Here is a 23,473-nt window from a genome sequence, read left to right as displayed (position 1 = left end):
CCGTCGCCGTCTCCGGCACCAGGACCCGCCATGCCCACAGCGGTGATCACGGGCGCCACGTCGGGCCTCGGACTCGCCTTCGCCACGCATCTGGCCAGGACCGGGCACGACCTGACGCTGGTCGCCCGTACCGAAGAGGACCTGGAGGACGCCGCTGCCGGGTTGCGGCGCCCCGGCCGCCGGGTCACCACCCTCGCCGCCGACCTGGCCACCGCCGCCGGCAGCCGCCGCCTCACCGACGGCCTGGCCGCAGACGTTCCGGACCTGCTGGTCAACAACGCCGGGATCGCTCTCGCGACGCCCTTCCCCACCGGGGACCTCGGTGCGGAGGAGGCCCTCCTGCGACTGAACATCGGCTGCGTGCTGCGCGCGACCCGCACCGTCCTGCCCGCCATGATGCGCCGCGGCTCCGGAGCCGTCGTCAACGTCGCGTCCGTCGCCGCTTACGGACCGACCTGGTTGGGCAGCACCTACCCGGCCAGCAAGTCCTGGGTACTCGCCTTCACCGAGTCCGTGGCCCGCTCCGCGCCGGTGAGGAGCAGTGGAGTACGGGTCATGGCCCTGCTGCCGGGCTACGTCCGTACGGCGTTCCACCGGCGGGCGGGACTGGAGGTCGGCCGCATCCCGCAGTGGATGTGGCTGAGCAGCGAACAGGTGGTCGCCGCCGCCCTCCGCGACCTGGCCGGAGGCCGCCTGATCAGCGTCCCGAGCCGCCGGTACCGGGCCTGCGCCTGGGGACTGCGCCACCTGCCGCGGTCCCTGACCACCGTGTTCAGCCTGGACCTCGGACGCGACCAGCCGGTGCCTCGCCCGGACGGTACAGCCCCCTCCGTGGACGCGGGGGTATGACCCTCCTCCCGACGGCTCGCCCCCACCGGGCTCAAGCGCGCCCCTCCCCCGCCCCCGCCACACCGCCCGGTCCGTGGATCGGCCGGGACCTCCTGCGCGGCAGCCGGGCGCTGCTCGCCCTGGCCGCCGCCGTGTCCCTGGCCTCGGCCGCCGCCTCTCTGGCCGGGCCGTGGCTGGCCATGGACGTGACGAGCGCCCTCACCCGGCGCGAGTCGATCACCGGACCCGCCGTGGGCATGAGCGTCGCCGTGCTGGGCGCGGCCGCGCTCCAGGCTCTGTGCGGATGGCTGCTGGCCACAGTGGGCGAACGCACCGTGCTGCGGCTGCGCCACCGGAGCGTGGACCACCTGCTGCGGCTACCCCTGCGTACGGTCCGCGAGGAGGGCGTCGGCAGTCTGACCGCCAAGGTCACCTCGGATGCCGCGCTGCTGCGCACAGTCGTCGAGACCGGTCTCGTCCACCTCCCCGTGGCGGTGATCGCCACCGCGGCCACGCTCACCGCCATGGCCGTCATCGACCCGGTGCTCACCCTGGTCGCCGCCGGCTCCTTCGGTCTGGCCGGCGCCTGCCTCGCCCTGATGACAGCCCGCATGAAGCACCTCGCGGGTGCCCAGCAGCGCGCCGTCGGGCGGCTCGCCCAAGGCCTCACCGCCCACCTCACGGCGCTCGTCACCGTCAAGGCCTGCCGTCACGAGGCCGCGGCCGGACGGAGCCTCGGACGGGCTGCGGCCGACGTGCGCTCCGCCTCTCTGCCCGTTTCCCGTCTCCACTGCCTCATCGGCCCCGTCGTCAGCCTCGGCCAGCAGGCCGCGGTCCTGGCCGTCGCCCTGGCCGCGGGACCGCGGATCGCGCGGGGCGAGCTGTCGCTGTCCGCCTTCAGCGGCTTCTTCCTCTACCTGCTGCACCTCTCTTCCCCCATCGCCGTCGCCGCCGTCGGCATCGGCCACCTGCAGACCGGTCTGGCCGCACGGGGCCGCTTCCAACGCCTCTTCGCCCTCCCGGCGGAAAGGGACGCACCCCGCCTGCCACCCGCCGCCCGACCGCCCCGCCCGGTGGCGGCGGTGGCATTCGAGGACGTCTCGTTCACCCACGCCGGGAACGGCCCCGTCCTGGACCGAGTGAGCTTCCGCGCCCCCGCCATCGGCCTGACCGCCCTCGTCGGCCCCTCAGGCGCGGGGAAGTCCACGGTGCTGGCACTGATCAACCGGCTCGTCGAGCCCGATCGGGGCGAAATCCGTGTCCTGGGGCGGCCCGCGGCCGACTGGCCGCTCGACGAGCTGCGCACACGCACCACCTATCTCGACCAGCAGTCCACCCTGGTGGAAGGCACGGTCCGCCAGAACCTTCGACTCGGCCTCATGCGACCGGTCGGTGACGAGGAGCTCATGGAGGCCCTGGAGGCGGTGGGCCTGCGCGAGACCGTCAGGTCCCTCCCCAGGTCCCTCGACACGCCGCTCGGCCGCGCCCTGGACCTCTCCGGTGGCCAACGCCAACGCCTCGCCGTGGCGCGCGTGCTGCTCACCGACAGCGAGATCGTGCTCCTCGACGAGCCGAACTCCCAGCTCGACAGCGCCAGTGAACGCCTCGTCACCCGAGCCGTCGAGCAGCTGGCCGCCACCCGCTGCGTCATCGTCGCCAGCCATCGGCTGTCCGCCGTGCGCGACGCCCGCCACGTCATCCTGCTCGACGGGGACGGAACAGTGGTCACCGGCGGCCATGAGCACCTGCTCGCCACCAGCGGCTCCTACAGGGCGCTCATCGCCGGTGGCGCCGCCACCCGCCGTTGAACGATGCCGGATACGCGGTGGAGCGGGAGACGCCTCACCGGGCCGTGCCGGCAGGCGCGGGTCCACCCTGCCGCGTGTCACCGGCGCCCCGGACCGCACAGCGCCACACGCCGCCGTCATGACCTCGACTTCGGCCGAGGCCGCCGAGGCACCGCTGGCCGTGGCCGCCGGCGAGGACAGCGACCGCGGTGACGGGCGTGGCGGGTCGGCCGGGGAAGGTCGTGGCCGCCTTCAGCGGCAACGGCTCGCAGTGGCCGGGCATGGGAGTCGACCTGCTGCGGGAGCCGGTGTCGGACTGCTAAGGCGTGTCTGATAATGATCACGTTGGGGAGACTTTCTCTGTGGAGGTCGACTGGCTGCCTGTGGGAGGGTCCTGCATGTGATCAGTCAGAATGGCGTCCGGGTCCGCGAGCTCGTACTCGAGGGCGGAGTTCGCCCTGCGGACGTCGTGCGTGTTCATCGCGAAGCTCTTCACGTGCTGCGTTCGAGCATCGACGCAGCCCACATCGATGCCTACAGCGATGACGCCTGGCCGCCCGAAGTCCTGGACTCGTATGAACGTGCCTTGTCACTGGCTCGGGAGGAGGTCCTGAGCGGTACCCGCTCCAGGCGCTCCGATCCCGGGATGGGGATCGACCTTGATGTCCGAGACGACGGGCACTTCAAGGTGCTGTCGGACTTGGCTCCCTACACGATCCACGCCGAAGGCTGGCTGGACGGTCGGCCGGTCTTCAGCGCCAGCGACTCGGGAACGGCCCTGTGGATCAAGGTAACGCAGGAACAGGAAGCAGCCCTTCTGTCCCGATTGGGTCAGCTGGGGATCCCATCGGGTGTGCTTGCCGTCCTGGCTCCCAGGCACTGAGCGCCTGCCACGCGGACTCGCGGAGCCGGAGGATCAGCGAGGCGAGGCGGAGTCACCTCTCGACGACGTTGCGGTGCTTGTACCCTTCCGCGTCGAAGGCGGGTGGTCGGCCGCCTCGGGAGCCCCGACGGAGCCGGTTGGCGACCTGGTCAGAGCGTTCAGGGATCGTAACGACGATGCCACGACGCCTGCACGAGGCACGGATCGCCCGGGGCTGACCCGGCGGTGGTGGCCGCCGCAGGAGACCAGCTCGTCCCCTACGCCCGGACGGCCATCACCGGCATCGCCGAAGGCCGCGCCTACTCGCAGCTGGGCTGGTGCAAGCGTGAGGACGCATATCCGGTCGGGGCAGCGCCTTGTACCGAGGAGGTCACTGGCGGACCGGGGTGGTGACGGTGACCTTCTCCGGGCCGCACCCGATGCGTTCGGCCTCGGCGGCGACGTACGCGGGCAGCAGTGTCCGGGTGAGGTCGAAAACGCCGTCGCTCGGGCGGTCCTTCTGTTCGATCAAGAAGATCACACGACCGGTCTGGCACGCGGCCGCGTACACGGCGCGCGTCTCGTTCACCGTGCCGTACCCCTTGGTCCCTCTGATGTGGGTGCCTCCGCGGAGCAGGTCGCGCGAGAACATCACGCTCAAGGCCGGATCGACCACGGTCGTCATGCGGACAGCGACGCCCAGGGTCTTGTAGCCCGCATCGCACACGCGCGCCGTCTCCGCGCTGCCACCGCTGACGCGCGTCCACGTCAGGTCCTCGCGGTACACGGTGGGCAGGGTGAGGCCCTTGACCCCGCAGAAGGACTGCGCAGTGGCGGCCTTCCGGTCGGTGAGCTCCGGGAGCCGGTCCGGCACCCGGTACGCCCCGGAGCACCCCATATCCCGCAAGACACCGTTCGCCGCGGCCACGACCGCGCGGGTCAGGGCGGCACGGTCCTCCCCCTGATGTCCAGAGTCGAAACCGGCCCTCCCCGTGCCGACGTCGACCACCGTCGGCGCGCGGGTGTCCCCCGCTGGGCCCGTGCAGCTCTCCGGGAGTGCCAGCCACGCCCGGGACGCCGAGGTCATTCCGGGCAGCCCCGCTCCCATGCCCACCATGTCGGCGGTGAGGAACTCCTCGGGCCACTGCCGGGCGTCGGAGCCGCGCAGCCCGTCCAGCGCGTGTACCCGCACGGTGAGCTGTTGCGCGGCCTCACCGTCGTCGTAGCCGGTGATGCGGCACTGCCCGTACGACAAGCCCAGATCAAGCGGGTCGTTCTCCAGGGCCTGTTCCTCGACCCTGGTCTCGCGACCACCGAACAGCTGCTCCATCGTCACGTCGTCGAAGGAGTCCCAGCAGGGAACGGCCGCGTGGCTCAGCACGGGCAGGGAGTCGGTGCGCCAAGCAACGGTCCCGGCGCCGAGGAGGGCGCCCGCGGTTCCGGCGGCGACGGCCGCACGGACTGTACGGCTCCGCAGCAGCCGCCTCAGGAAGGGCGGCCGAGCGGGGGCCTGGGCACCGCGATCCGCCTCGAGGCCCTCACCAGCAGCGCCGGCACCCTTCTCACGGCTGCCGCCGTCCATGCCGGACATCACGCCCCTCCCCCGGCCCCGCACCCGATGCGCTTGCTCACGGATGCGACGAAGTTCTCGAACACCTGCCGGTCGCCGGGGCGGCCGCGCCCTTGCAGTCCCGGCTCGACCCGCCCGTAGAAGACGGTGCGCCGGCCGTCGCAGACGGTACGCACGAGTCCCCTGTCGACGCCCTCGGGCAGCCCCTCGAACAGCGCCGCTATGCGCGGCTCACCCGCCATCACGAACTGCGCTGCCGGCTCGTCCTGCACCTGCCCTCTGACGGACCACACCGAGCAGGTCTGGAGGCGGTCACCGACCACACCCACCTGCTCCTCGTAGGAGGCCGTCTTGCCGAACTCGAAGACCAGACCGGGAATCCGGCACAACGGGGTACCGGCCAGCTCGTCCTTCCCGGCGACCTTCACCATGGGCGAGGACATGGCCGCGGGTGCGGCAGGTGCGCAGCCCGCTTCCCGCGCCGCGGTCCGGGCCGCGGCCAGCAGCATGCCTGCCACCTCGATCCGAGGGCCGATGTCGAAGCCGCCACCTCTGTCCCTCTCGGTGCGGATCGTCACCGCCGCAGGTCTGCCCTCGACGTCGCACGAGGAGGGCAGCACGAGCACGGCCCGGTCGCCGGCGGCGAATCCGGGGAGCTCGTCGGGCAGCGGGGAAGCGGAACCGTGGAGGTACCGGGCGATCCAAGCCTGGCGCTCGCGTGCCCCAGCGGGCACGGCTCCGTACTCCAGGACGAGCTTCCGATGGAACGTGGCGCGAACGTCCGTCGAAGCGACCTCGACCGTGCAGGTGCCGTGCGGCTCGTCGGCGGAAGGCGGAGCGGACTCCGTGGCCCGGCGCTCGGCCCCGGACCTCGCGAGCGCGCCCTCGCCCAGGAATTCCGGTCCGCTGTCCTGCTGCCAGGCACCCCAGCAGTAGGTGTCCCGGAAGGGCCCGCTGTCCGTGGCCCACAGTCCGAGCCCGGTGGCCGCCAGGGCCGCCGCCACCCCGGCCGCCATGAGCGCGGGCATCCTGGACTGCCGCCCCTGCGCCTTGCCGGCCATGCCGTTCCCCCTGCGAAACATCGGCATCAGTGCAAACACCCCGATGCTACGGCAGGGGACACGACCGGCCGCCGGTGCCTCCCGCCACCTCGCTACCCATCGACCGGCAGCGAACGCGCAGTCGGCAAGCCGTCCGCACCTCATAGCCCCTTCCCCCGCCAGTGTGCAAGGCATGCGCCGGGCAGCGGAGTTGACGCGGGCTCACCCGGCGCCAGGCCCGGCCGACTGCCCTACCTGCGCTGATGGCGCCGGCGCCGGCCTGCGCCGTGGCGCGCGCGGGGGTGTCCGGCCTGCCGACCAAGAGCTGGTCGCAGGACGGGCCGGTGCGACGACACCAGGCAGGGGCCGTGGACCCGTGCACCGCAGCAAGCACCATGGGAGGCGCTGCTCATGGGCGGCATTCTGCTGCAGGCGGCTGACACGGACATCGCCATGCCCGACAGGGCGGCGGCGCCGTCGGCGCCCCCCGCTCCCCCGCTCCCCCGGGCCGTCCAGCGCCGGAGGGCCGGACCTCCGCGTAGACCAGGGCCAGGGGCTTTTTCCGCACCGCTCGATAGGCGCACGCGCAACCGACCGGGCTCGTACACCTGCCAGCCGAGCGGGACGGACCGCCGGCGGACCTCCGGCGGCGGGCGCCTCAGTTCCCGGCTGCCACCGTCCCACCGCCCAGCCGCGCAGCCTTCGCCGGCGCCTGGTGGAAGCCGGCGAACGCGCTGACTCCCGCCCGTCCGCCCGACCCGGCCCGTCCGCGCGGTTCGCTTTCTGCGACGAACCCGAGGGCGACGTTGGGACCGGACCGCCCTGGGCGCGGTGCCCGGTCACCCCCGTGGCAGGCCGTCCGGCAGCGCCGCGTCTTGGGCCCCGTCTGCCGGGGCGGGGACCCGTACGGAGACGAGCCGCCGGACGTCGGCGGCTCGCCGGTGCCCGGAGCCGGAGCGCGACGCGTAGAGCTGTGATCCGTTGACGTCGTCGACGAGGAGGAGCAGGGTGGCCAGGCGGGTGGCGGGCTTGGGCAGGTCACCGCTACGCCTCGCACGGCAGCCCCCGCGGTACCGAGCCGAACCGCGTGCCGGAGCACCGGCGGATCTGCCGCGAGCCGACCTGGCGTGACCGGGCCGCGGGCCGGGGCGGGGGCCTGAGTGGACGGGCGCGTCGACGGCCGGGGTCCGGCGGTGCACCAGCGAAGGACGGCAGATCGCGGTGCGCCGTAGGGTACGGAGCGCACGCGAACCCCGCCCCGGGCTCAGTTCAGGCCCGCCGCGCCCATCGGGTGCTGTTTCTCGTCTTGCGCTGGGCGGTGTCAGGAGCCGTCGTAGTGGTCCCGGCTGCCGGACTTGGCCAGCCCTCGGCTGATCATGTAGCCGAAGGTGAGGATGACGATGTAGAGCCAGGCCTTGTCGGCCCGGAAGTAGTCGAGGTGGCCCTCCTCGGTGCCGACCAGCATGGAGGCGATCAGGACCGCGATCACGGAGGCGACGTAGACGAAGAACTCCGTCGTCTTCAGGGCCGACTTCGTCTCGGTCGACAGGCGCCGTGTCCCGTGTCCGGAAACGTCGGCACCGCCGCCGCGGCGACCAGGGGTACCGGCCGGGTTCGCACTGGTCATAGCAGGTTTCCCATCCGTTATGTGAAGTACGTAGTGCACTTCGCCGGGCTGAATCACGCCAAGATCGACGCAATCCACCTGAACGATTACCCACAAAACGGACAAATCAACGGCATATCGTGCTCACGGGATGCACCAGCTCGGTCGGGTTTCAGCGGCGGGTGCCTTCCCGCGCAGCGGCTCGGCTGACAGTACAGCCGCGGCAACGGACGGGCGGCGTGCCGCAGGCCGTCACCACCCGCACGAGCGTGGCAGCGCCGGACCACAGCCGCCTGCGGAACAGCAGGCCAGTAGCCGCGACGCGCTGGACGGAGACACCGGCGGGTGGGGGCAGGAGAGCGACGGCGGGCCCGGGCCCGCACGTGATGGTGGGAGCGGACCCGGAGTTCAAGCACACCGAGTGATCGGGCACATTCGGGGCAAGCGAACCGCGTGTCTGCTGCTGTTGCCCTCCTGATGTCGCATGTTCGTAGCGTGCTCCAGCACGCCGGATTCCGGCTCGTCGACGCGACTGACGACGAGACACCCGGTATGCGGGTCAGCAAGATCCCCTCCGGGGTGCTCGTACGCTGGACAGCACTCGGCGGGGCCTCGGAAATCTGTGGCTCGCCCTCCCCGGGCCGCTCCACGGGGTCGATCGTTCGTACCGCGGTCACAGCCGTACTGGCCGGCCACGGGTTGAGCGTCATGTCGACCGATGCGGCCGGTGATCTGATCGTCCTGCCCAGTGATCACATCCACTTTCACACCCCGTGAAGAGGCAGCCAGCCCGCCGATCCGGACGAGGCGAACACCGCGGTCGGGTGACCGCCCGGGCTGGGCACCGACCGGGCACACGACCATCGCCGCGGGCCCGCCGACGGTGTGGATCCGCGCTGGGCGGCGCGCTCCCGCCGGCACCCATCACCACCCGCGGCTGTGCCACTGTCGACACACGGCCGCGCCGACCCGCGCGTCGACACACACCCGCGGCGGGCAACCGAGCCGCCACCGCTCCCCCGCTCAACCGAGGTCCCCGTCACGGCACATGCCGTCGGGGCCCTCTCCGGCTACCCAAGGCCCCGCGTGGTGCGGCACATCACCGCAGTGTGCGCACGAAGTCGACGATCGCCTCGGTGGTGACTTCCGGTGCACTGAGCTGTGGGCAGTGCCCGGTGGCGTCGAGCGTGACGAGCGTGCTGCCATCGATGGCGGCATGCACATAAGCGCCCACCTCGCGCGGTGCGATCGCGTCCTGGGAGCACTCCAGGACCAGAGTGGGCACGCTCACCGTACGCAGGTCATCGCGGCTGTCGGAGAGGAACGTCGTGCGGGCGAAGACACGGGCGATCTCGGGGTCGGTGGCGCAGAAGCTGTTGGCCAGTTCCTCGCCGAGTTCCGGCCGGTCGGGGTTACCCATGATGACCGGGGCCATCGCAGCCGACCAGCCCAAGTAGTTGGCTTCCAGCGACTCGAGGAGTTCGTCGATGTCCGCGGCGCTGAACCCTCCCCGGTAGTCATCGTCGTCGATGTAGCACGGGGAGGGGCCCACCATCACCAGGGAACCGATGCGCTCGGGTGCGGCAGCAGCCGCGAGAACCCCGATCATGGCGCTGACCGAATGCCCGACGAACACCACATCGTGGAGATCCAGCTCTTCGCAGATCTCCACCACGTCCCTGGCATACCCGTCCAGGGAGGCATAGCGCTCCTCGCTCCATGCCGACAGGACGGAGCGGCCCGACCCGACATAGTCGAACAGCACTACCTGGAAGTGCTCCGCGAGCTCGGGTGCCACCAGGCGCCACATGTTCTGATCGCAGCCGAACCCGTGCGCGAGCATCAGCACCGGAGCGCCCGGACGCCCAGTCACCGTCACATTGTTCCTGCCACGTATGTCCATGCCGCCCATCCTCGCACCCGGCATGCCCTGCCCCCGGCCGACCTCTTCGAAGCCACCGATCCCACTCCGGCTGCGCACTGGTGCCACACCGGCGACGCCCAGCACAAGCGACAGGGGCGACGGACGGCGACGCCGGGTAGCGGCGTGGGCATGGCCGCGGCCCAGGCCGGCACGGGGGGGGGTACAGCACTCGGCCCGGACGGCGCCGCACTCGAAGCCTCCGCCTTCCAGGGCGACCGCTCCTACCTCACTACATGAAGATCGCAGACTGACACCCCCTCCACCCGCCCCCGAGCGGCGTCTGCCACTCCGGGGGCGCGGCGCGACCCGCGCACGGCCGCCACCGGGCCTCTCCGGCGCCAGGCCGTGAGCCGACACCCGGTCGTGTGGTGCCCGGGACGCGGGAGGGGGCCCGCGCGGTGTCCGGCGAGGGCCCCTCCCGTGGCCCCCGGTCGGGCCGTGACCGTCAGCCGGGTTCGTCCTTCTTGGGGGCGCGGTCCCCGCTGGGCCGGGGCGCCTCGTCGCGCGCGGGGCCGATACGGATCTCGAAGTCACCCGCGTACTTCTCGTGCCCCGCGATCACCGCGTCCTCGACGGCCTCCTCGGCCAGCTCGCCCCGGACGATCAGCGGGTCCTTGCGGAGGTCCTTCATCAGGGCCCAGCACATGCCGATCATCACCAGGACGAACGGGGCGGCGACCAGGATCGTCAGGTGTTGCAGGCCCGCGAGGGCGTCGCCCTTGCCCTCGCCGACGAGCAGCATCACGGCCGCGACGCCACCGGTCACCACGCCCCAGAAGACGACGACGAACCGGGCCGGTTCGAAGGTGCCCTTCTGGGAGAGGGTGCCCATGACGATGGACGCGGCGTCGGCGCCCGAGACGAAGAAGATGCCGACCAGGATCATCACGAGCAGGCTCATCACGCCGGCGATCGGGAACTCCTGGAGGACGCCGAAGAGCTGGGCCTCGGGTGTGGACGCGCCCCCGAGGTCTCCCCGCTCCCTCAGACGCATGGCCGTCCCGCCGAAGACGGCGAACCAGATCAGGCTGACGGTGCTGGGCACGAGGATGACGCCGCCGATGAACTGGCGGATGGTTCGCCCCCGGCTGATGCGGGCGATGAACATGCCCACGAACGGCGTCCAGGAGATCCACCAGGCCCAGTAGAAGACGGTCCAGCTGCTCAGCCAGTCGGCGACGTCACCGCCGCCGGTGGACGCCTCCGTACGACCGACCAGCGTGGGCAGCTCGTCGAAGTACGCGGCGAGCGAGGTGGGGATCAGGTCCAGGACCAGGATGGTGGGGCCGACGACGAAGACGAAGACGGCGAGGATCACGGCGAGGACCATGTTGGTGTTGGAGAGCCACTGGATGCCCTTCTCCACGCCGGAGACCGCGGAGAAGACGAAGCACACGGTCAGGACGCCGATGATGGTCACGAGCAGCCCGGTCCCGGCCTTGTCGAGCCAGCCCACCTCGTGCATGCCGCTGCCGATCTGGAGCGCGCCCAGCCCCAGGGAGGTGGCGGACCCGAAGAGCGTGGCGAAGATGGCGAGGATGTCGATCACCCGGCCGGGGACGCCGTCGGCGCGCCTCTGACCGATGAGGGGCACGAAGACGGCGCTGATGGTCTGCCGCCGCCGGCGCCGGAAGGTGCTGTACGCGATGGCGAGGCCGACCACGGCGTAGATGGCCCACGGGTGCAGGGTCCAGTGGAAGAGCGTGGTGGCGAGGGCCGTCTGCATGGCGTCCGCCGGGTCGGCGGGGTCGGTGCCCGGCGGCGGGGTGGTGTAGTGGGCGAGCGGCTCGCTGACGCCGTAGAACATCAGGCCGATGCCCATGCCGGCGCTGAACATCATGGCGACCCAGGAGACGGTGCTGAACTCGGGCTTCTCGTGCTCCTGCCCCAGCTGGATCCGTCCGTACCGGCTGATCGCGAGCCACAGCGCGAAGACGACGAAGCCCGAGGCGGCCAGGACGAACGCCCAGCCGCCGTTGTGCATGAGGCCGTTGAGCATGGAGTCGGAGACGCTCTCCAGCGTGTCGGTCGCCGTGGCGCCCCAGATCACGAAGCCCAGGGTGAGCACCGCCGTCACACCGAAGACGACCGGGTCGGTGACGGGCGCCTTGTCCTCGTGCGGGTGACGGCCGGGAAGGGCCGCCTTCACGGGTAGGCGCATCCTCTGCCCCGGTTTACGTTGCTCCTGAGACATAGGCGGCACCTTTCACGATCATGGCCGAATCTCGCTCTTGATACCCCCTATCACGTGGTTGATACCTGAGCCGGGATTCAACAGGCGTGGGGTCCACGTGCCTGAGGCGATACGCAGCGCGGATGGCGAGCGGCAGGGCACGAGCGCTCCGGCGGACTGCCGCAGCGGCACGAGGACACCGTCGTCGATCGCGCCCCCCGCACTCATGCCCCGGCCTCTGGCCAGGCGACCGTGCTCCCGCATCCCGGACGGCGGGGGGACCGACGGCCGGCCGGGGTACGAGCGGCGGCGCGGTGCGGCGCGCGGGCGAACGGTCCCCAGGCCGACTCTCGCCGAGCCCAGCGGACGGGTGAGCGGCCGGGACCGCTGGGAGCCGGTGAGCACGGCGGAAACGAGCAGCCGTATCCGGTACGACCCGAGCATCGGGCCGGCGGCCCGACGGCGACCCGAGCCGCGGCCACGGCGCCTGGCCGGCGGAGCCCGGACCCGGGGCCGGTCCGCGGCCCCGGCCGCCGGGTGGCGGGTGCCGACGGACGGGTGCCGGGTGGCGACGGACGGGTGCGCGGCAGGATGCGGGACCGCGGCCATGCAGGCCGACTCAGGCCGTGAGCCCCGCACGCCAGGTGCTCCCTCTGCAACCGGGGCGCCTTCCGAGGGCCGCGGGGGTCGGGGCGGCTGCCTTTCCGCGCCGCGCGCTGACCGGACCGCGACCGGGAGGGTGCCATCCGGATGGCACGGTCCGGATGCACCCTCCCGGACGGGGTCCGAGCCTGGGTCCATGGAGAAGGGGCCCAAGGTGGTGGTGCAGCCACCGGACAGCAGGGGGTTGCGCGCGATCAGCGTCGGCGGCACGACCGTCGGGAGCGCTTGGTCGCTGCGGGGGTTGCGGAAGGTCCTCCGCAGCGTCGGTCACCCGAAGGACCTGGACGTGCGGGACCGGAGGTTCGTCCAGTGGCGCGGCGGGGGCAGCGAGGTCTGGCCGGACCGTACGTGGCGGAGACGCATCGGTGGCGGGTTCCTGGTCATCGGTCTGCTCGGCTCCATGGTCCTGCTCGCGGTCATCGGCATCCCCGACGCCTTCGGAGCGCTGACCTTCGCGCAGCGAATGGCCGGCTTCGCGTTCGTCCTCTTCGGAGCCGTGGAGGGGGTGGCGGCACTGGCGGCCCTCGATTTCCGGGGCAAGCGCCGCTTCAGGTACACGGGAGCGGTCGTCCTCCTCGGGGTCCTCATCGCCCTGGCGACCCACTCGCTGCTGCTCTTCATGTGGTTCCAGGAAAGGGAGTACACCCCCTACCTACTGATGTACCTTCCGCTGTGGTTCTGGTCCGTCTGGGCGCTCCAGGCCCTCGTGCGGGAGGGGGCCTGGAAGGGCCTCCCCCACCCCCAGAGGTTCGCGGCCGGAGTCGCGGCCACGGCGCTCCTCGCCACGGTCAATCTGGCGTACTCCGCCGTCTACCAGCCCAGCGCCACCCCCGTCCTTCTCAGGCTCACGGCCCGCTTCGGGAAGCCGGTGCACGACCCGGTACGCCCGATCGTCCACCTGCCGGTGCGGCTCCACGCGAAGAACATCGGAAAGGTGGCGGCACGCGTCATCAACGACGAGTACTCCCTCTACGGGTACGCGGCGGAGTTCACCGCGAAGAGGAAGGGGGGCCTCAAGGAGCGGAGGGAGGCCCTGGAATTCGGTGAGGACGTGAGCCTCCACACCGGGGTGTCCGATGCGCGCACTCTCGGGGCCGGACGGTTCGTCGGTCCCGGCTCCTGGTTCGAGCCGGGTGACGAACACACCAAGGAGAGGGTGCTCCACCTGCCCGAGGACGCCGGGTACGACTGGCTGGAGGTCGCATTCGGCATGGAGATCATGAGGATGGATCGCGGGCGGATCGACGAGGAGTTCTACGTCCCCCACCATTCGTGGAAGAAGGAGGAGGGAACGCTGCACTGCCTTCCCGAGGTATGCGGGGACACCCTGATCCACCGCGGCAGGTTGCGCCACAACAACAACGTCCTCAACGTGACGCGCCGCCCTGTCTACGTCACCGCGAGCTGGACGCTGGATCCCGAGTGGTCGTACACGCACACGTTCCTTTCCTCCTCCCCCGATTTCACGCCCGAGGACGAGGCCGCCGCCGCGGCAGCCGACAAGGAGAGCGCGAGGGAGATCGAAAGGTACGGCATCTTCTACACCCACACGTCCGCGGTCACCCCCTTCAGGGCCCTCCTCGCACCGCGGGCGAAGCGTGGCTGACGTCGCGGGCCGTGCGGTCGTGCCGGGTCAGCGGCGGCAGGGCGGCGCGTACGGCAACGCCGTGGAGACGTACTCCTTCCAGCGCTCGGGGGTCATCGCGAACCGGGTGGCCGCGCAGACCACGGCCCGGGCGGCATCGGGGTCGGTCTGCCACAGGCGCAGCGTTCCGTCCTCCCCTCCGGAGATCAGCGTGCCGTCGTGCGGGGTGAACACCAGGGACCGGACGGTGCCCCGGTGTCCGCTCACCGGCGAGCCGTAGGCGGCGGTCCGGGTGGGATCGGCCGTGTCCCACAGGCGGATCTCCCCGATGGAGTTCCCCGCGGCGGCGAGCCGGCCGTCCGTCGAGAACCCGACGCTGTACACCGGCCCGCCGGCACGTGACGGGGCACCGGCGGCCACGGGTGACCGGGGGTCGGAGACGTCCCAGAACCGGACCAGGCTCTCGCCGCTGCCGGTCACGAGCAGGCGGCCGCGCGGGTCGGCGGCGAGTGCCATGACCATCTGCCCGCCGGCCGTGCCGCGTACCGGTACGGGTGCGGTCCCAGGTCCGGTCCTCCACACGCGCAACCTGCCGCTGACGGTGTCGCCCGTGTAGACGTGGCCGCTTGCCGGGGCCGCCGCGACAGCCCTCAGTGGGGGTGTGCGGGCGGCGAGGTGAGCGTTGTGGAGAGCGGCGGGGCGGGACGGGTCGGTGACGGCCCAAGCGCGCACACCGCCGTCGAACCCCCGCTCGTACCCCATTGCGGTGGCGATCAGGGTGTGCCCCTGAGCGTCGAAGACGAGGCCTCCGACCTGGTGGGGCAGCGCACCGGGTGCGTCGCTGACCCTCCGGGGGTGGGCCGGCGCCGCCACGTCCCACAGCCGTACGCGTCCGGCGACCTCACCGGTGGCCAGGACCGGCCGGTCCGAGGGCCCGGGGCGGAAGGACAGCGCGGACACCGTCCCGGGGGACTGCGGCAGGGTGCCGACGCGGGTGGGGCGGCGAGGGTCGGAGACGTCCCAGAGCGACACCCAGGCGCCGGACGCCGCCGCCAGGAGTCTCCCGTCACCGCTCAGCGCGACGGCGGCCACCCAGGCGCCGTGGTCCGTGACGACCAGGGTCCCCGGTATCCGCCACACCTGGATCCGGCCGTCCCCGCTGCCGCTGACCAGGGTCCGTCCGTCGGCATCGAAGGCGAGTTGGGTGAGGGTACTGGTGTGGCCGCGGAGCGTGGGGGCCACGGGGCGGGCGAAGGCGGGGGCCGCCACGTTCCACAGGTTGACGTCTCCGGAGTTCTCCCCGGTGGCGAGGAGGCGCCAGTCCGCGCTGAAGGCGAGGGCGGTCGCCTCGCTGCCGAGGATCAGGTGCTGGACCTGCTTCGGTTCGCCGGGGTCCGACGTGTCCCAGAGGTACACCTTGCGGTCGCTGGCCGCGCTGGCCATCAGGTTCCCTGTGGAGTTGAAGACCACCCGATTGACGATGGTGGTGTGGCCACCAAGGTTCCCTCCCAGTGCGGCCGGACGGGCCGGGTCGCTCACGTCCCACAGGCGCAGCAGGGAACTTCGGGGAGCGGTGCCGCCGCCGACCGCCAGGGTGGCGCCGACGGGGCTGAAGGCGACGGAGCCGACGTGCTGCCCGCGAAGCGACAGCACGGTGCTCACCCGCCGGGGTCGGCGGGGGTCGCCGACGTCCCACAGCTGCACGGTTCCCCGGGTGACCCCGTCGCGCTGGTCCTTCGTCCCCAGCGCCAGTGTGCGCCCGTCCGGGCTGAACGACAGGACGGGGACGGCACCGGCACCGGCCTGCGTCCAGGCGGACAGAGGCACGGGCCGCCGGGGGTCGGAGACGTCCACGAGCCGGAACGTCCCGTCCCCGGAGCCGACGGCCGCGAGGGCGCCCCGCGCGTCGTACGCCGCGGCGACCCGGATCCCCGGGCCCGGGGAGGCGGCGGTCCCCAGCACCTTCGCGGCGGCGTCCGGCTTGACGTCCCACAGCCGTACCCGGTCCGTGCCGGTGAGCAGGGTGCCGTCCTCGCGGAACGCCGTGGAGTGCACGATGCCGTGCGCGCCGGGCAGGGCCATCGGCAGGACGGTCCCCGATGCCCGGATGAGCCGGGTGCGCCCTTCGGGTGTGGGGCGCATCTCGTGGGCGACAAGGTCGAGTTGGGCGGCCAGCGCGGGGTCCGCGTCGCGCCGGCGGTCCGCTTCGGCGGCGACCCGGCTGAAGATGGCGTCGTTGCGCTGTCGGACGGCGAGTTCGCGCTGCTGCGAGGAGAAGACCGCCAGTGCCGAGGCGACGACGGCCAGGACGACGACGGTCACCACCGCGCCCTTCCGGACGAGTCGTGTCCGGCGCTCCTGGCGCCGGGATGCGGCGAGGAAGTCGGCGAGCAGCGGACCGACCTCTTCGGGGCCGGTGTCCTCCGCCCAGGCGGTAGCGGCCTCCAGCCGGCCGCCGGAGTAGAGCAGTCCCGCGTCCTGGCGCCCGCCGCGTTCCCAGGCCACAGCCGTCTCCTCCGCCGCCTGGCGGGTCAGCGCACCGCTGCCCGCCTCGGCGATCCAGCCGCGTAGCCGCGGCCAGGCCCGCAGCAGCGCCTCGTGGGTGATCTCCACGGTGGCCTCGCCGCGCTCCACCCCCTGGGTGAGCAGACGGGCGGCGGTGAACCGCTGGACGAGGTCGGGGAGGCGCTCCGGCCGGGACATCGCCAGGAGCAGGTCGGCGCGCGTACGGCGGCGCCGGCTCACCTCGCCGTTCTCACCGGTGCGGACCAGGGCGAGGAACATCTGCCGCACCACCTGGTGATCGGCGTCGTCCAACCTGGTGAATTCGTCTTCGGCGCTCGCCTGCACCGCTTCGGCGATACCGCCGGTGTCCTGGTAGCTGTCCACCGTGAGGGTGTCGTCGCGGCGCTGCTGCCAGGTGGCCCGCAGGGCGTGCGCGAGCAACGGCAGCCGACTCGTCTCGTACGACTGGCCGTCGACGCGCGTGGTGGCGCGCAGGTCGCGCACGATGACGTCGACCAGGCCCGGGGCGAGCTTCAGGCGGCTCCGCTCGGCCGGCCGGGTCATGGTCCTGCGCACCTCGTCCTCCGTCATCGGGCCGACGATGACCTGGCGGTGCACCAGTCCGTCGGCGAGGAAGGGGTGGGCGGCGCAGTCACCGTAGGCATCCGAGCGCAGCGCGTACACGACCACGGCGGCCGGCTCGTCACCGCCGGTGAGGCCGTGCAGCGCGTCGACGAAGCGGCGGCGGACGGCGGGGTCCGGGCAGAGGGTGAACAGTTCCTCCAGTTGGTCGACGACGAGGAGCAGCCGGGACCGGTGGTCGAGGGTGAGGCGGGCGCGGATCAGCGCGGACAGTGCTTCGCCGCCCTGCGACAGCGCCTCGTGGACGTCCGCCTCCTCCTCGTCCGTGAGTCGGGCGAGTGCCGACACGAGAGCGGCCAGCGGGGCATCGGACGGGGTGAAGAGGAGTTGGGGCCAGGCTTGCGAACCGGGTAAGCGCCCGTGAGCCACCGCGGGGAGCAGGCCGGCCCTCAGCAACGACGACTTGCCCGCCCCCGAAGGGGCGACGACCGCCAGCGGCAGACGGTCGGAGAGGCACTTCTCCAGGCGGTCCACGAGCCGGCCGACCAGCTTCTCGCGGCCGAAGAACCACGCCGAGTCCGTCATCTCGAACGGACGGAGGCCGGGGTAGGGGCACTCGTCGATCGACGAGGGGCCCGTGGTGCGCCCGTACTCCTCGGCAGCCGCGTGGAAATGGTCGTGGTGGACCACGACCACGTCCCCGAACGCCTGGTAGACGGCGCCGTGGCCCGAGGCCCAGGCCTGCAGCGTGACGTCACGCTCCGGACGCTGCGGGCGGCGCGGGCCGTGCGGGTCCGGAGCCGTCACCGGAAGCGTACGTTCAGGGTGTGGCCGGATTGGAAGACCTGGCCCTGGTCCCTGGCCTCGCCCCGCATCTCCACGTGGGTGGACCCGCCGTCGCCGGCCGGCCGGGCGTCGGCGTCGGCGTACTCGTCCCCACCGTTCTCTTCCGGGACCGCGGGCCCGGACGGTTCGGCGACGGCGGCGGCTCGGACGGACTCGGCGGACTCGGCGGACTCGGCGACGAGCCTCTCCAGGGCCTGCGCGGCCGCCGGTTCGACCATGAGCAGATAACGGAACCGCGCCTCCCAGGTGGTGACCAGCTCGGGGTCGGGCGCAGCCGGCCGTTCGTCCGACAGCAGTCGCGCCCGCGTCCGGTCGAGTTCCGCCGCCACCTGCTCGTCCGACGCCGCCGGCCGGTAGCGGCTCCACAGGTGGACGATCCCGGCGCGCGTCCGCTCCCAGGCGTCTGTGGCGACCGCGCTCACCATCGCAGCGGCCGCGGAGGCGGCCAGGGCCGCCAGGTGCTCATCCACGAGATACTCCCCGTCTTCGACTGCGACTGCCCGGACGCCTCAGGCCGGCGACGCCCGCGTCGGTACGACAACCCGACACGCCGTGCAGCCCTCCGGCAGCGGAATCGGACCCGCCCCACCGAACACGCGGTCCTTCCCCACCACGGTTCCCCGGCGGCCCCGTTCCTCCGGTGTTACCCCCTCCCCCGCACCTCACCCGTGGGGGCGCGCGACGGGAGGGCCGGCGGGGTGGCGTCGGCTGGTGGCGTCCGCCACCCGTGCGGCTCGTCCCGCACCGGGGCAGTGGATGCCGTCGGCAGCCGGTGAGCCGAGGATCACGTTCTTGAGGACGGGCGGCGTCCTTGAGCACGAAGAGCGGGTGTGGGTGAGGGAGGAGGCGATCCGGGACATCCGTTCTGAACGGCCGCGCCGGGCCGGCCCGCACGGCACGCGGCGCCGCCCCCGACCCGACCCGTCCGGGGCGGGGCCGGCGGGCGGCGACCGGGGTCACGCGGTGTGCGGGCAGGTGCCCCGGTACTCCGCGATCGACAAGCTCGGCCGCGGCAACGGGCACAGGAACCGCTCGTAGCGGGTGTCGTTGTCGATGAACCGCTTCAGCCAGCTGATGCTGTACTTCGCGATCGTCGTGTTCGACATGTTCGGCGTCAGGTGGTGGGCGTTGTTCAGCTCCAGGTACGCCCGATCCAGCGAGGACGGCAGGCTCTCGTAGAACGGTTCGGAGTGCGAGCGGACCGAGGCGACGGTGTCGCCGTCCGCTCCGACGATCAGGGTGGGCGTCCGGATCTCCGGCCAGTTCTTGTCCAGGTTCCACGCGGTGAGCGGGATGGCGGCCTTGAGCGAGGGCCGGTCCTTGGCCGCCTCCAGCGTGCCGCCGCCGCCCATCGAGTGGCCCATGACCCCGAGCCGCGTGCCGTCCACCCGGCTGCGGACGCTGCTGGTCTTCGTGAGGTAGTCGAGCGCGGCCAGCAACTGGTCGCCGCGGGAGGCCGGCTGGTCCGAGGTGGTGTTGGTGTCGATGGTGAACACCACGAAGCCCTGGGAGGCGAGCCGCGGCCCCAGCCAGGCGATCGAGGACTGGCGCGCGGTGTACCCCGGGGAGATCGCCACGGCGCCGAATGTGCCGTCGTCGGTGCTGGTCGGGTAGTAGATCGTGCCACCGCCGAACCCGGACACGCTGAACCGGGGGACCCTGGTCTCGGAGACGGCGTACGTGCCGCGCGTGGCCGTCACACTGGCCTCGGTGGGGGCCGGACCACGCTCGTAGGGGTTCTCGGCGGCGTTCGCGCCGCCGGTGAGCATGGTCGCCAGGCCGGCCAGCGCCGCCGCGGACGCGAGGGCACCCAGGATCGGGCCGCGGGACCGACGGCGGTGCCGCGCCGGACCGTTTCCCGGGGCGGGTGTGGACGACTGGGGAGTTGCCTGCATGAGCGGTTTCCTCTCGCCTCGTCCCCTGACGGCGGGTGCGCGGGCGGTCCCGGGAGCCGGTCGCCCAACGGCTGTCGACACGTGTCGTCGGCCGTGAACCGTGTCGTCGTGGAGGTCGAGGAGGACGGTGGTACGTGGATCGGGTAGGCGTCCGGGCCCTGTGGGACGGCAGGAGCGTGGGGCACTCCTGATGGGACGCCTGCGGCCGGTCCCCGGGGTCGCCCCGGGACGATCGGCCGGGCCCAGCGTAAGAGCGGGGACACTCCTGCGCATCGGTGGAACCACCAGTCTCACAGGTCACACTCAGCACGCTCACGGCCGCGGCCCGGGCCGCGTGCTTCTGCGCTGTTGAGCCACCCAATTCTCGCCAGGATGTCTTCAAACCGTCTGTTACGCTCCGGAAACGTAAGACAGGAAGCGGCAATGAACATGTACGACCAGACAGCCGACACGGGCGGCGACCGGGCCTCCCAGTTGTTCAAGGCTGCCGAGCGTGCTCGCCACGGCGGGCAGACCCACCGCGCTCTTGCCCTGCTCGTGGCCGCCCGCAGCACGGCCGGTGACAACGCGCCGCTGCGCGCCCGGGCCGAACTGCAGCGGGGCCTGCTCCTGTCGAGCGACGGCCCCGTGGCCGATGCCCACCAGACCCTGCTGCTCGCGGCCGAGTCGCTGGGGTCGCACGATGTGGAGGGCGCGGAGCAGGCCCTCGCGGCGGCGGCGGAAGCAGCCTGGGCCGCCGGCGACCTCACGGCCTACCTCCAGACGCTGGAGCGCCCCGCCGGACGCACCGCGGACGAGACGCCACCGGCCGAACGCCCCGAGGGTTCGGACGCCGCGGCGGCACCGTGGGGCGCCTTCCGGGCGGGCATGCGCCACATCGTGCTGCTCGACTTCGCCCGGGCGGCGCAGGAGTTGGAACCGCTGCTCGCGGCCGCGGCGCGCACACAGCAGCCGGACGCCCTGCTGTACGCGGGCCGCGCGGCGCTGGTGCTGGGCGACATCGCCGCCGCGCGGCGCCTGCTCGGCCGGGCCCTGGCGGCCGCCGGCGCCCAGGGCGTGTCCGGGCCGACCGCCCGCATCCTGGAGTTCCTGGCCTACGCCGAACTGCGCGCCGGCTTCCACCACCAGGCCCGTGCCCACGCCGAGGAAGGTCTGCGTGCCGCCCGCCGACTCGGTCAGCGCAACATCGGCGCCCAACACCACGCCCTGCTGGCACTGGTCTTCTCCCTGGTGGGCGCCGACTCCGCCACCGAACACCACGCCAAGGCCGCCCTGTCGGTCGCCCGGCCGCATGGGCTGCTCCAGGTGAGCACCATGGCGGAGTGGGCCCGCGCCCGTGCCGACCTGGGCCACGGCCGGGCCGAACAGGCCGCGACCCGTCTCGCGCCGCTGCTCCGACCGGGCCCCCGGCGCGGGCACTTCGGCCTGTGGATGCTCGCGGTGCCGTGCCTCGTGGAGGCGACGGTCCTGGCCGGACTGGACGAGGACGTCACCGACATGGTCGACCTGTACGCCGAGTGGGCCGCCCTGGGCGCCGATCCACAGGCCACGGCCCAACTGACCCGTCTCCGAGCCCTGACGGCCCGGGAAGAGGACTGCGACACTCTGTACCAGCGGGCTCTGGCGGAGCACGAGGCCGCCGACGGCCAGTTCGAGCACGCCCGCACGCTCCTGTCCTACGGCATGTGGCTGCGCCGCCGACGCAGACCCCTGGAGGCCCGGCGGCAACTGCGGGCCGCCCTGGTGGGCTTCGAGCGCTGCGGCGCCCTGCTGTGGGAGAAGCGAACACGGTCCGAGCTGCGGGCCGCCGGGGACAGCGCAGCCGGCGACGACGTCAGCGCTCTCGGGCGGCTGACTCCGCAACAACAGCGCGTGGCGGGCCTGGTGGCGTCGGGCGCCACGAACCGCGAAGTGGCCGCGCGACTGTCGCTCAGCCCTCGCACCGTGGACCACCACCTGCGCAACATCTTCAGCCAGCTGGGCGTCCGCTCACGGGTCGAGCTGGCACTGCTGATGAACGGCGACCGAACAGAACGGAGGGGCGGCGGGGGCGAGAACGCCTGACCGGGGCGGGAGCCGGGACGTCCGACCGGCAGGCGACAACACCTCATGGAACATGATCGCCGCAGATGGGGCCGCGCGGTCGGATGTTTCATGGGCTACCGCCCATGCAACACCCTCGCTGTTCGCGTTGTCGTCCCTTCGAGTCAGCGGAGGTCCTCGCCACCGACTCGCGCCTGTGGCCTGCCTGGCGGCTGGTGTGTGGCACGTTTCGCTCGTCTTGCGGTCCCACCCCGACTACGCCGGACAGGCGCGCGAGGAGCCCTTGCGGGCCGCGACGATGGCCGCAGGCGCGGCCACAGAGGCGAGGACGCCGCACAGAACGGCGAGGATCGGGTAGCTGGCGAAGGCGACGACGATGCCGGAGGCCAGGCCGCCGACGGCGCCCGCGATGGCGATGGCGACGTCGACCAGTCCCTGGACCTTGGCGCGGGTGGCCAGGGGCGTGCTGTCGGTGACGATCGCGGTGCCGGTGACCAGGCCGAAGCTCCAGCCGACGCCGAGCAGGACGAGGGCGAGGGCGATCAGGGGGAAGGAGTGGTCGGGCGCGAGGGCGGCGACTGCTCCCGCCGCGCACAGCGTGCCGGCCGTCACCACGCTCATCACCGTGGCGCCGAATCGGTCGACGAGGCGGCCGGCCAGGGGTGACGGCAGATACATGGAGCCCGTGTGCAAGGCGATGACCAGGCCGGACGCGGTGGTGCCGAAGCCGTGGGCGTGCATATGGACGGGGGTCATGGTCATCACGGCGACCATGACGAGCTGACTGAGGACCAGGACGACGACACCGACGAGCAGTCCGGGCCCGGGCCGGGAGGGGGAATCCGCCGGTGCGCTCTCGGCAGGAGGCGCGGGCAGGGTGCGGGCGAGCAGCAGCGGGTCAGGCCGCAGCCATACGAGGAGGGTGAGCCCAGCCAGCGTGAACGCGACCGTGGAGAGGAGGAACAGGCCGGCCGGCTCGGGCAGTCGGAGGGCGGTCGCGAGGTGCCCGGCGGGGGTGACGAGCAACGGTCCGGTGATGCCGCCGACGGTGGTGGCGACGATGACGGTGGAGGTGGCGCGGGCGCGCTGACGGGGTGCGGCGAGGTCGGCTCCCGCGTATCGGGCCTGGAGGTTGGACGTGGTGCCGGCGCCGTACAGGAACAGGGAGACGAACAGCAGGGCTGGGCTGCCGAGCGCGGCCGCGACGACGACACCGGCACCGCCGAGGGCGCCGGTGAGATACCCGGCGGCCAGTCCGGGGCGGCGGCCGAGGTACTGGGAGACGCGTCCGATGACGACGGCGGCGACGGCGGAGCCCGCGGTGAGCAGGGCGATGGGCAGTCCGGACAGCGAGGTGTCGTGGAGCATCTGCCCGGCCAGCAGCCCGGCGACGGTGACCCCGGCGGCGAGGCCGACACCGCTGAGGACCTGGGAGACGAGCAGCACGGTCAGGGTGCGCTTCTGCACCGCGGACATGGCGGGGGCGGGAGCGGTGACGGGCGGGGTGCGGGTGGGGGTGAGGGGCTGGTGGGCCATGTGTACGTACCTTCGGGACGCCGGGAGG

The 23,473-nt window shown here is 72.5% G+C and carries 15 protein-coding genes and 1 pseudogene; 6 read left to right on the top strand and 10 right to left on the bottom strand.

Going from position 1 to position 23,473, the window contains the following annotated elements; all coding sequences use genetic code 11:
* Nucleotides 1-30 precede the first annotated feature (30 nt).
* From NRO40_RS29710 to NRO40_RS29700, 3 genes are all read left to right on the top strand, one after another.
* On the top strand, nt 31-849 hold the full coding sequence (locus NRO40_RS29710) for an SDR family NAD(P)-dependent oxidoreductase (protein WP_058941704.1): 819 nt from the start codon (nt 31-33) through the stop codon (nt 847-849).
* Nucleotides 846-2,636, top strand: coding sequence for an ABC transporter ATP-binding protein (locus NRO40_RS29705; protein ID WP_058941703.1), 1,791 nt, complete (start codon nt 846-848; stop codon nt 2,634-2,636). The genes NRO40_RS29710 and NRO40_RS29705 overlap by 4 nt, the downstream gene beginning before the upstream one ends.
* A 379-nt stretch (nt 2,637-3,015) precedes the next feature.
* Nucleotides 3,016-3,498: a hypothetical protein gene (locus NRO40_RS29700; RefSeq protein ID WP_157901817.1), complete on the top strand. Its 483-nt coding sequence runs from the start codon at nt 3,016-3,018 to the stop codon at nt 3,496-3,498.
* A gap of 55 nt (nt 3,499-3,553) precedes the next feature.
* Here NRO40_RS29700 and NRO40_RS30895 read toward each other — a convergent pair.
* The 4 genes and pseudogenes from NRO40_RS30895 to NRO40_RS29685 form a co-directional block, all read right to left on the bottom strand.
* Nucleotides 3,554-3,757 (bottom strand): annotated as a pseudogene (locus tag NRO40_RS30895) (IS5/IS1182 family transposase); the annotation flags it as partial.
* Between the two features lie 111 nt (nt 3,758-3,868).
* Complete coding sequence (locus NRO40_RS29695; protein WP_058941746.1) at nt 3,869-5,068, bottom strand: hypothetical protein; 1,200 nt, start codon at nt 5,066-5,068, stop codon at nt 3,869-3,871.
* Complete coding sequence (locus tag NRO40_RS29690; RefSeq protein WP_232791024.1) at nt 5,068-6,129, bottom strand: hypothetical protein; 1,062 nt, start codon at nt 6,127-6,129, stop codon at nt 5,068-5,070. Before NRO40_RS29690 ends, NRO40_RS29695 begins: the two co-directional genes overlap by 1 nt.
* 1,279 nt (nt 6,130-7,408) lie before the next feature.
* Nucleotides 7,409-7,714, bottom strand: coding sequence for a hypothetical protein (locus NRO40_RS29685; protein ID WP_058941701.1), 306 nt, complete (start codon nt 7,712-7,714; stop codon nt 7,409-7,411).
* Nucleotides 7,715-8,188: 474 nt separating this feature from the next.
* Here NRO40_RS29685 and NRO40_RS29680 point away from each other — a divergent pair, with 474 nt between their 5' ends.
* Nucleotides 8,189-8,470: a hypothetical protein gene (locus tag NRO40_RS29680; protein WP_058941700.1), complete on the top strand. Its 282-nt coding sequence runs from the start codon at nt 8,189-8,191 to the stop codon at nt 8,468-8,470.
* 322 nt (nt 8,471-8,792) lie between these two features.
* Here NRO40_RS29680 and NRO40_RS29675 read toward each other — a convergent pair whose 3' ends face one another.
* Complete coding sequence (locus NRO40_RS29675) at nt 8,793-9,596, bottom strand: alpha/beta fold hydrolase (protein ID WP_058941744.1); 804 nt, start codon at nt 9,594-9,596, stop codon at nt 8,793-8,795.
* Nucleotides 9,597-10,062: 466 nt separating this feature from the next.
* Nucleotides 10,063-11,778, bottom strand: coding sequence for a BCCT family transporter (locus NRO40_RS29670; protein WP_107115055.1), 1,716 nt, complete (start codon nt 11,776-11,778; stop codon nt 10,063-10,065).
* A gap of 811 nt (nt 11,779-12,589) precedes the next feature.
* Here NRO40_RS29670 and NRO40_RS29665 point away from each other — a divergent pair.
* Complete coding sequence (locus tag NRO40_RS29665) at nt 12,590-14,059, top strand: hypothetical protein (protein ID WP_058941698.1); 1,470 nt, start codon at nt 12,590-12,592, stop codon at nt 14,057-14,059.
* A 27-nt stretch (nt 14,060-14,086) separates the two neighbouring features.
* Here NRO40_RS29665 and NRO40_RS29660 read toward each other — a convergent pair whose 3' ends face one another.
* The 3 genes from NRO40_RS29660 to bdeA form a co-directional block, all read right to left on the bottom strand.
* Nucleotides 14,087-17,932, bottom strand: a complete 3,846-nt coding sequence (locus NRO40_RS29660; protein ID WP_058941697.1) for a WD40 repeat domain-containing protein — start codon at nt 17,930-17,932, stop codon at nt 14,087-14,089.
* A complete protein-coding gene (locus tag NRO40_RS29655; protein WP_058941696.1) occupies nt 17,929-18,441 on the bottom strand; it encodes a hypothetical protein in 513 nt (170 codons plus the stop codon). Before NRO40_RS29655 ends, NRO40_RS29660 begins: the two co-directional genes overlap by 4 nt.
* Before the next feature lie 486 nt (nt 18,442-18,927).
* Complete coding sequence (gene bdeA, locus NRO40_RS29650) at nt 18,928-19,866, bottom strand: bis(hydroxyethyl) terephthalate hydrolase (RefSeq protein ID WP_058941695.1); 939 nt, start codon at nt 19,864-19,866, stop codon at nt 18,928-18,930.
* Between the two features lie 423 nt (nt 19,867-20,289).
* On the opposite strand from bdeA, the gene NRO40_RS29645 reads away from it, so the two are divergent.
* On the top strand, nt 20,290-21,930 hold the full coding sequence (locus NRO40_RS29645) for a helix-turn-helix transcriptional regulator (protein ID WP_058941694.1): 1,641 nt from the start codon (nt 20,290-20,292) through the stop codon (nt 21,928-21,930).
* 234 nt (nt 21,931-22,164) lie between these two features.
* On the opposite strand, the gene NRO40_RS29640 is transcribed toward NRO40_RS29645, so the two are convergent.
* On the bottom strand, nt 22,165-23,445 hold the full coding sequence (locus NRO40_RS29640) for an MFS transporter (protein WP_079046973.1): 1,281 nt from the start codon (nt 23,443-23,445) through the stop codon (nt 22,165-22,167).
* Nucleotides 23,446-23,473: the final 28 nt, after the last annotated feature.

Source organism: Streptomyces changanensis (assembly GCF_024600715.1).
GTDB lineage: Bacteria > Actinomycetota > Actinomycetes > Streptomycetales > Streptomycetaceae > Streptomyces > Streptomyces changanensis.
The sequence above is the reverse complement of the archived record's forward strand: the minus strand, read 5'-3'. Positions and strand labels throughout refer to the sequence as shown.

Coding starts and splice junctions, on each gene's coding strand:
- NRO40_RS29690 (WP_232791024.1), bottom strand. CDS start 6,129: ATGTTTCGCAGGGGGAACGGCATGGCCGGCAAGGCGCAGGGGCGGCAG.
- NRO40_RS29640 (WP_079046973.1), bottom strand. CDS start 23,445: ATGGCCCACCAGCCCCTCACCCCCACCCGCACCCCGCCCGTCACCGCT.
- NRO40_RS29705 (WP_058941703.1), top strand. CDS start 846: ATGACCCTCCTCCCGACGGCTCGCCCCCACCGGGCTCAAGCGCGCCCC.
- NRO40_RS29685 (WP_058941701.1), bottom strand. CDS start 7,714: ATGACCAGTGCGAACCCGGCCGGTACCCCTGGTCGCCGCGGCGGCGGT.
- NRO40_RS29710 (WP_058941704.1), top strand. CDS start 31: ATGCCCACAGCGGTGATCACGGGCGCCACGTCGGGCCTCGGACTCGCC.
- NRO40_RS29670 (WP_107115055.1), bottom strand. CDS start 11,778: ATGCGCCTACCCGTGAAGGCGGCCCTTCCCGGCCGTCACCCGCACGAG.
- NRO40_RS29695 (WP_058941746.1), bottom strand. CDS start 5,068: ATGTCCGGCATGGACGGCGGCAGCCGTGAGAAGGGTGCCGGCGCTGCT.
- NRO40_RS29675 (WP_058941744.1), bottom strand. CDS start 9,596: ATGGACATACGTGGCAGGAACAATGTGACGGTGACTGGGCGTCCGGGC.
- NRO40_RS29665 (WP_058941698.1), top strand. CDS start 12,590: ATGGAGAAGGGGCCCAAGGTGGTGGTGCAGCCACCGGACAGCAGGGGG.
- bdeA (WP_058941695.1), bottom strand. CDS start 19,866: ATGCAGGCAACTCCCCAGTCGTCCACACCCGCCCCGGGAAACGGTCCG.
- NRO40_RS29645 (WP_058941694.1), top strand. CDS start 20,290: ATGAACATGTACGACCAGACAGCCGACACGGGCGGCGACCGGGCCTCC.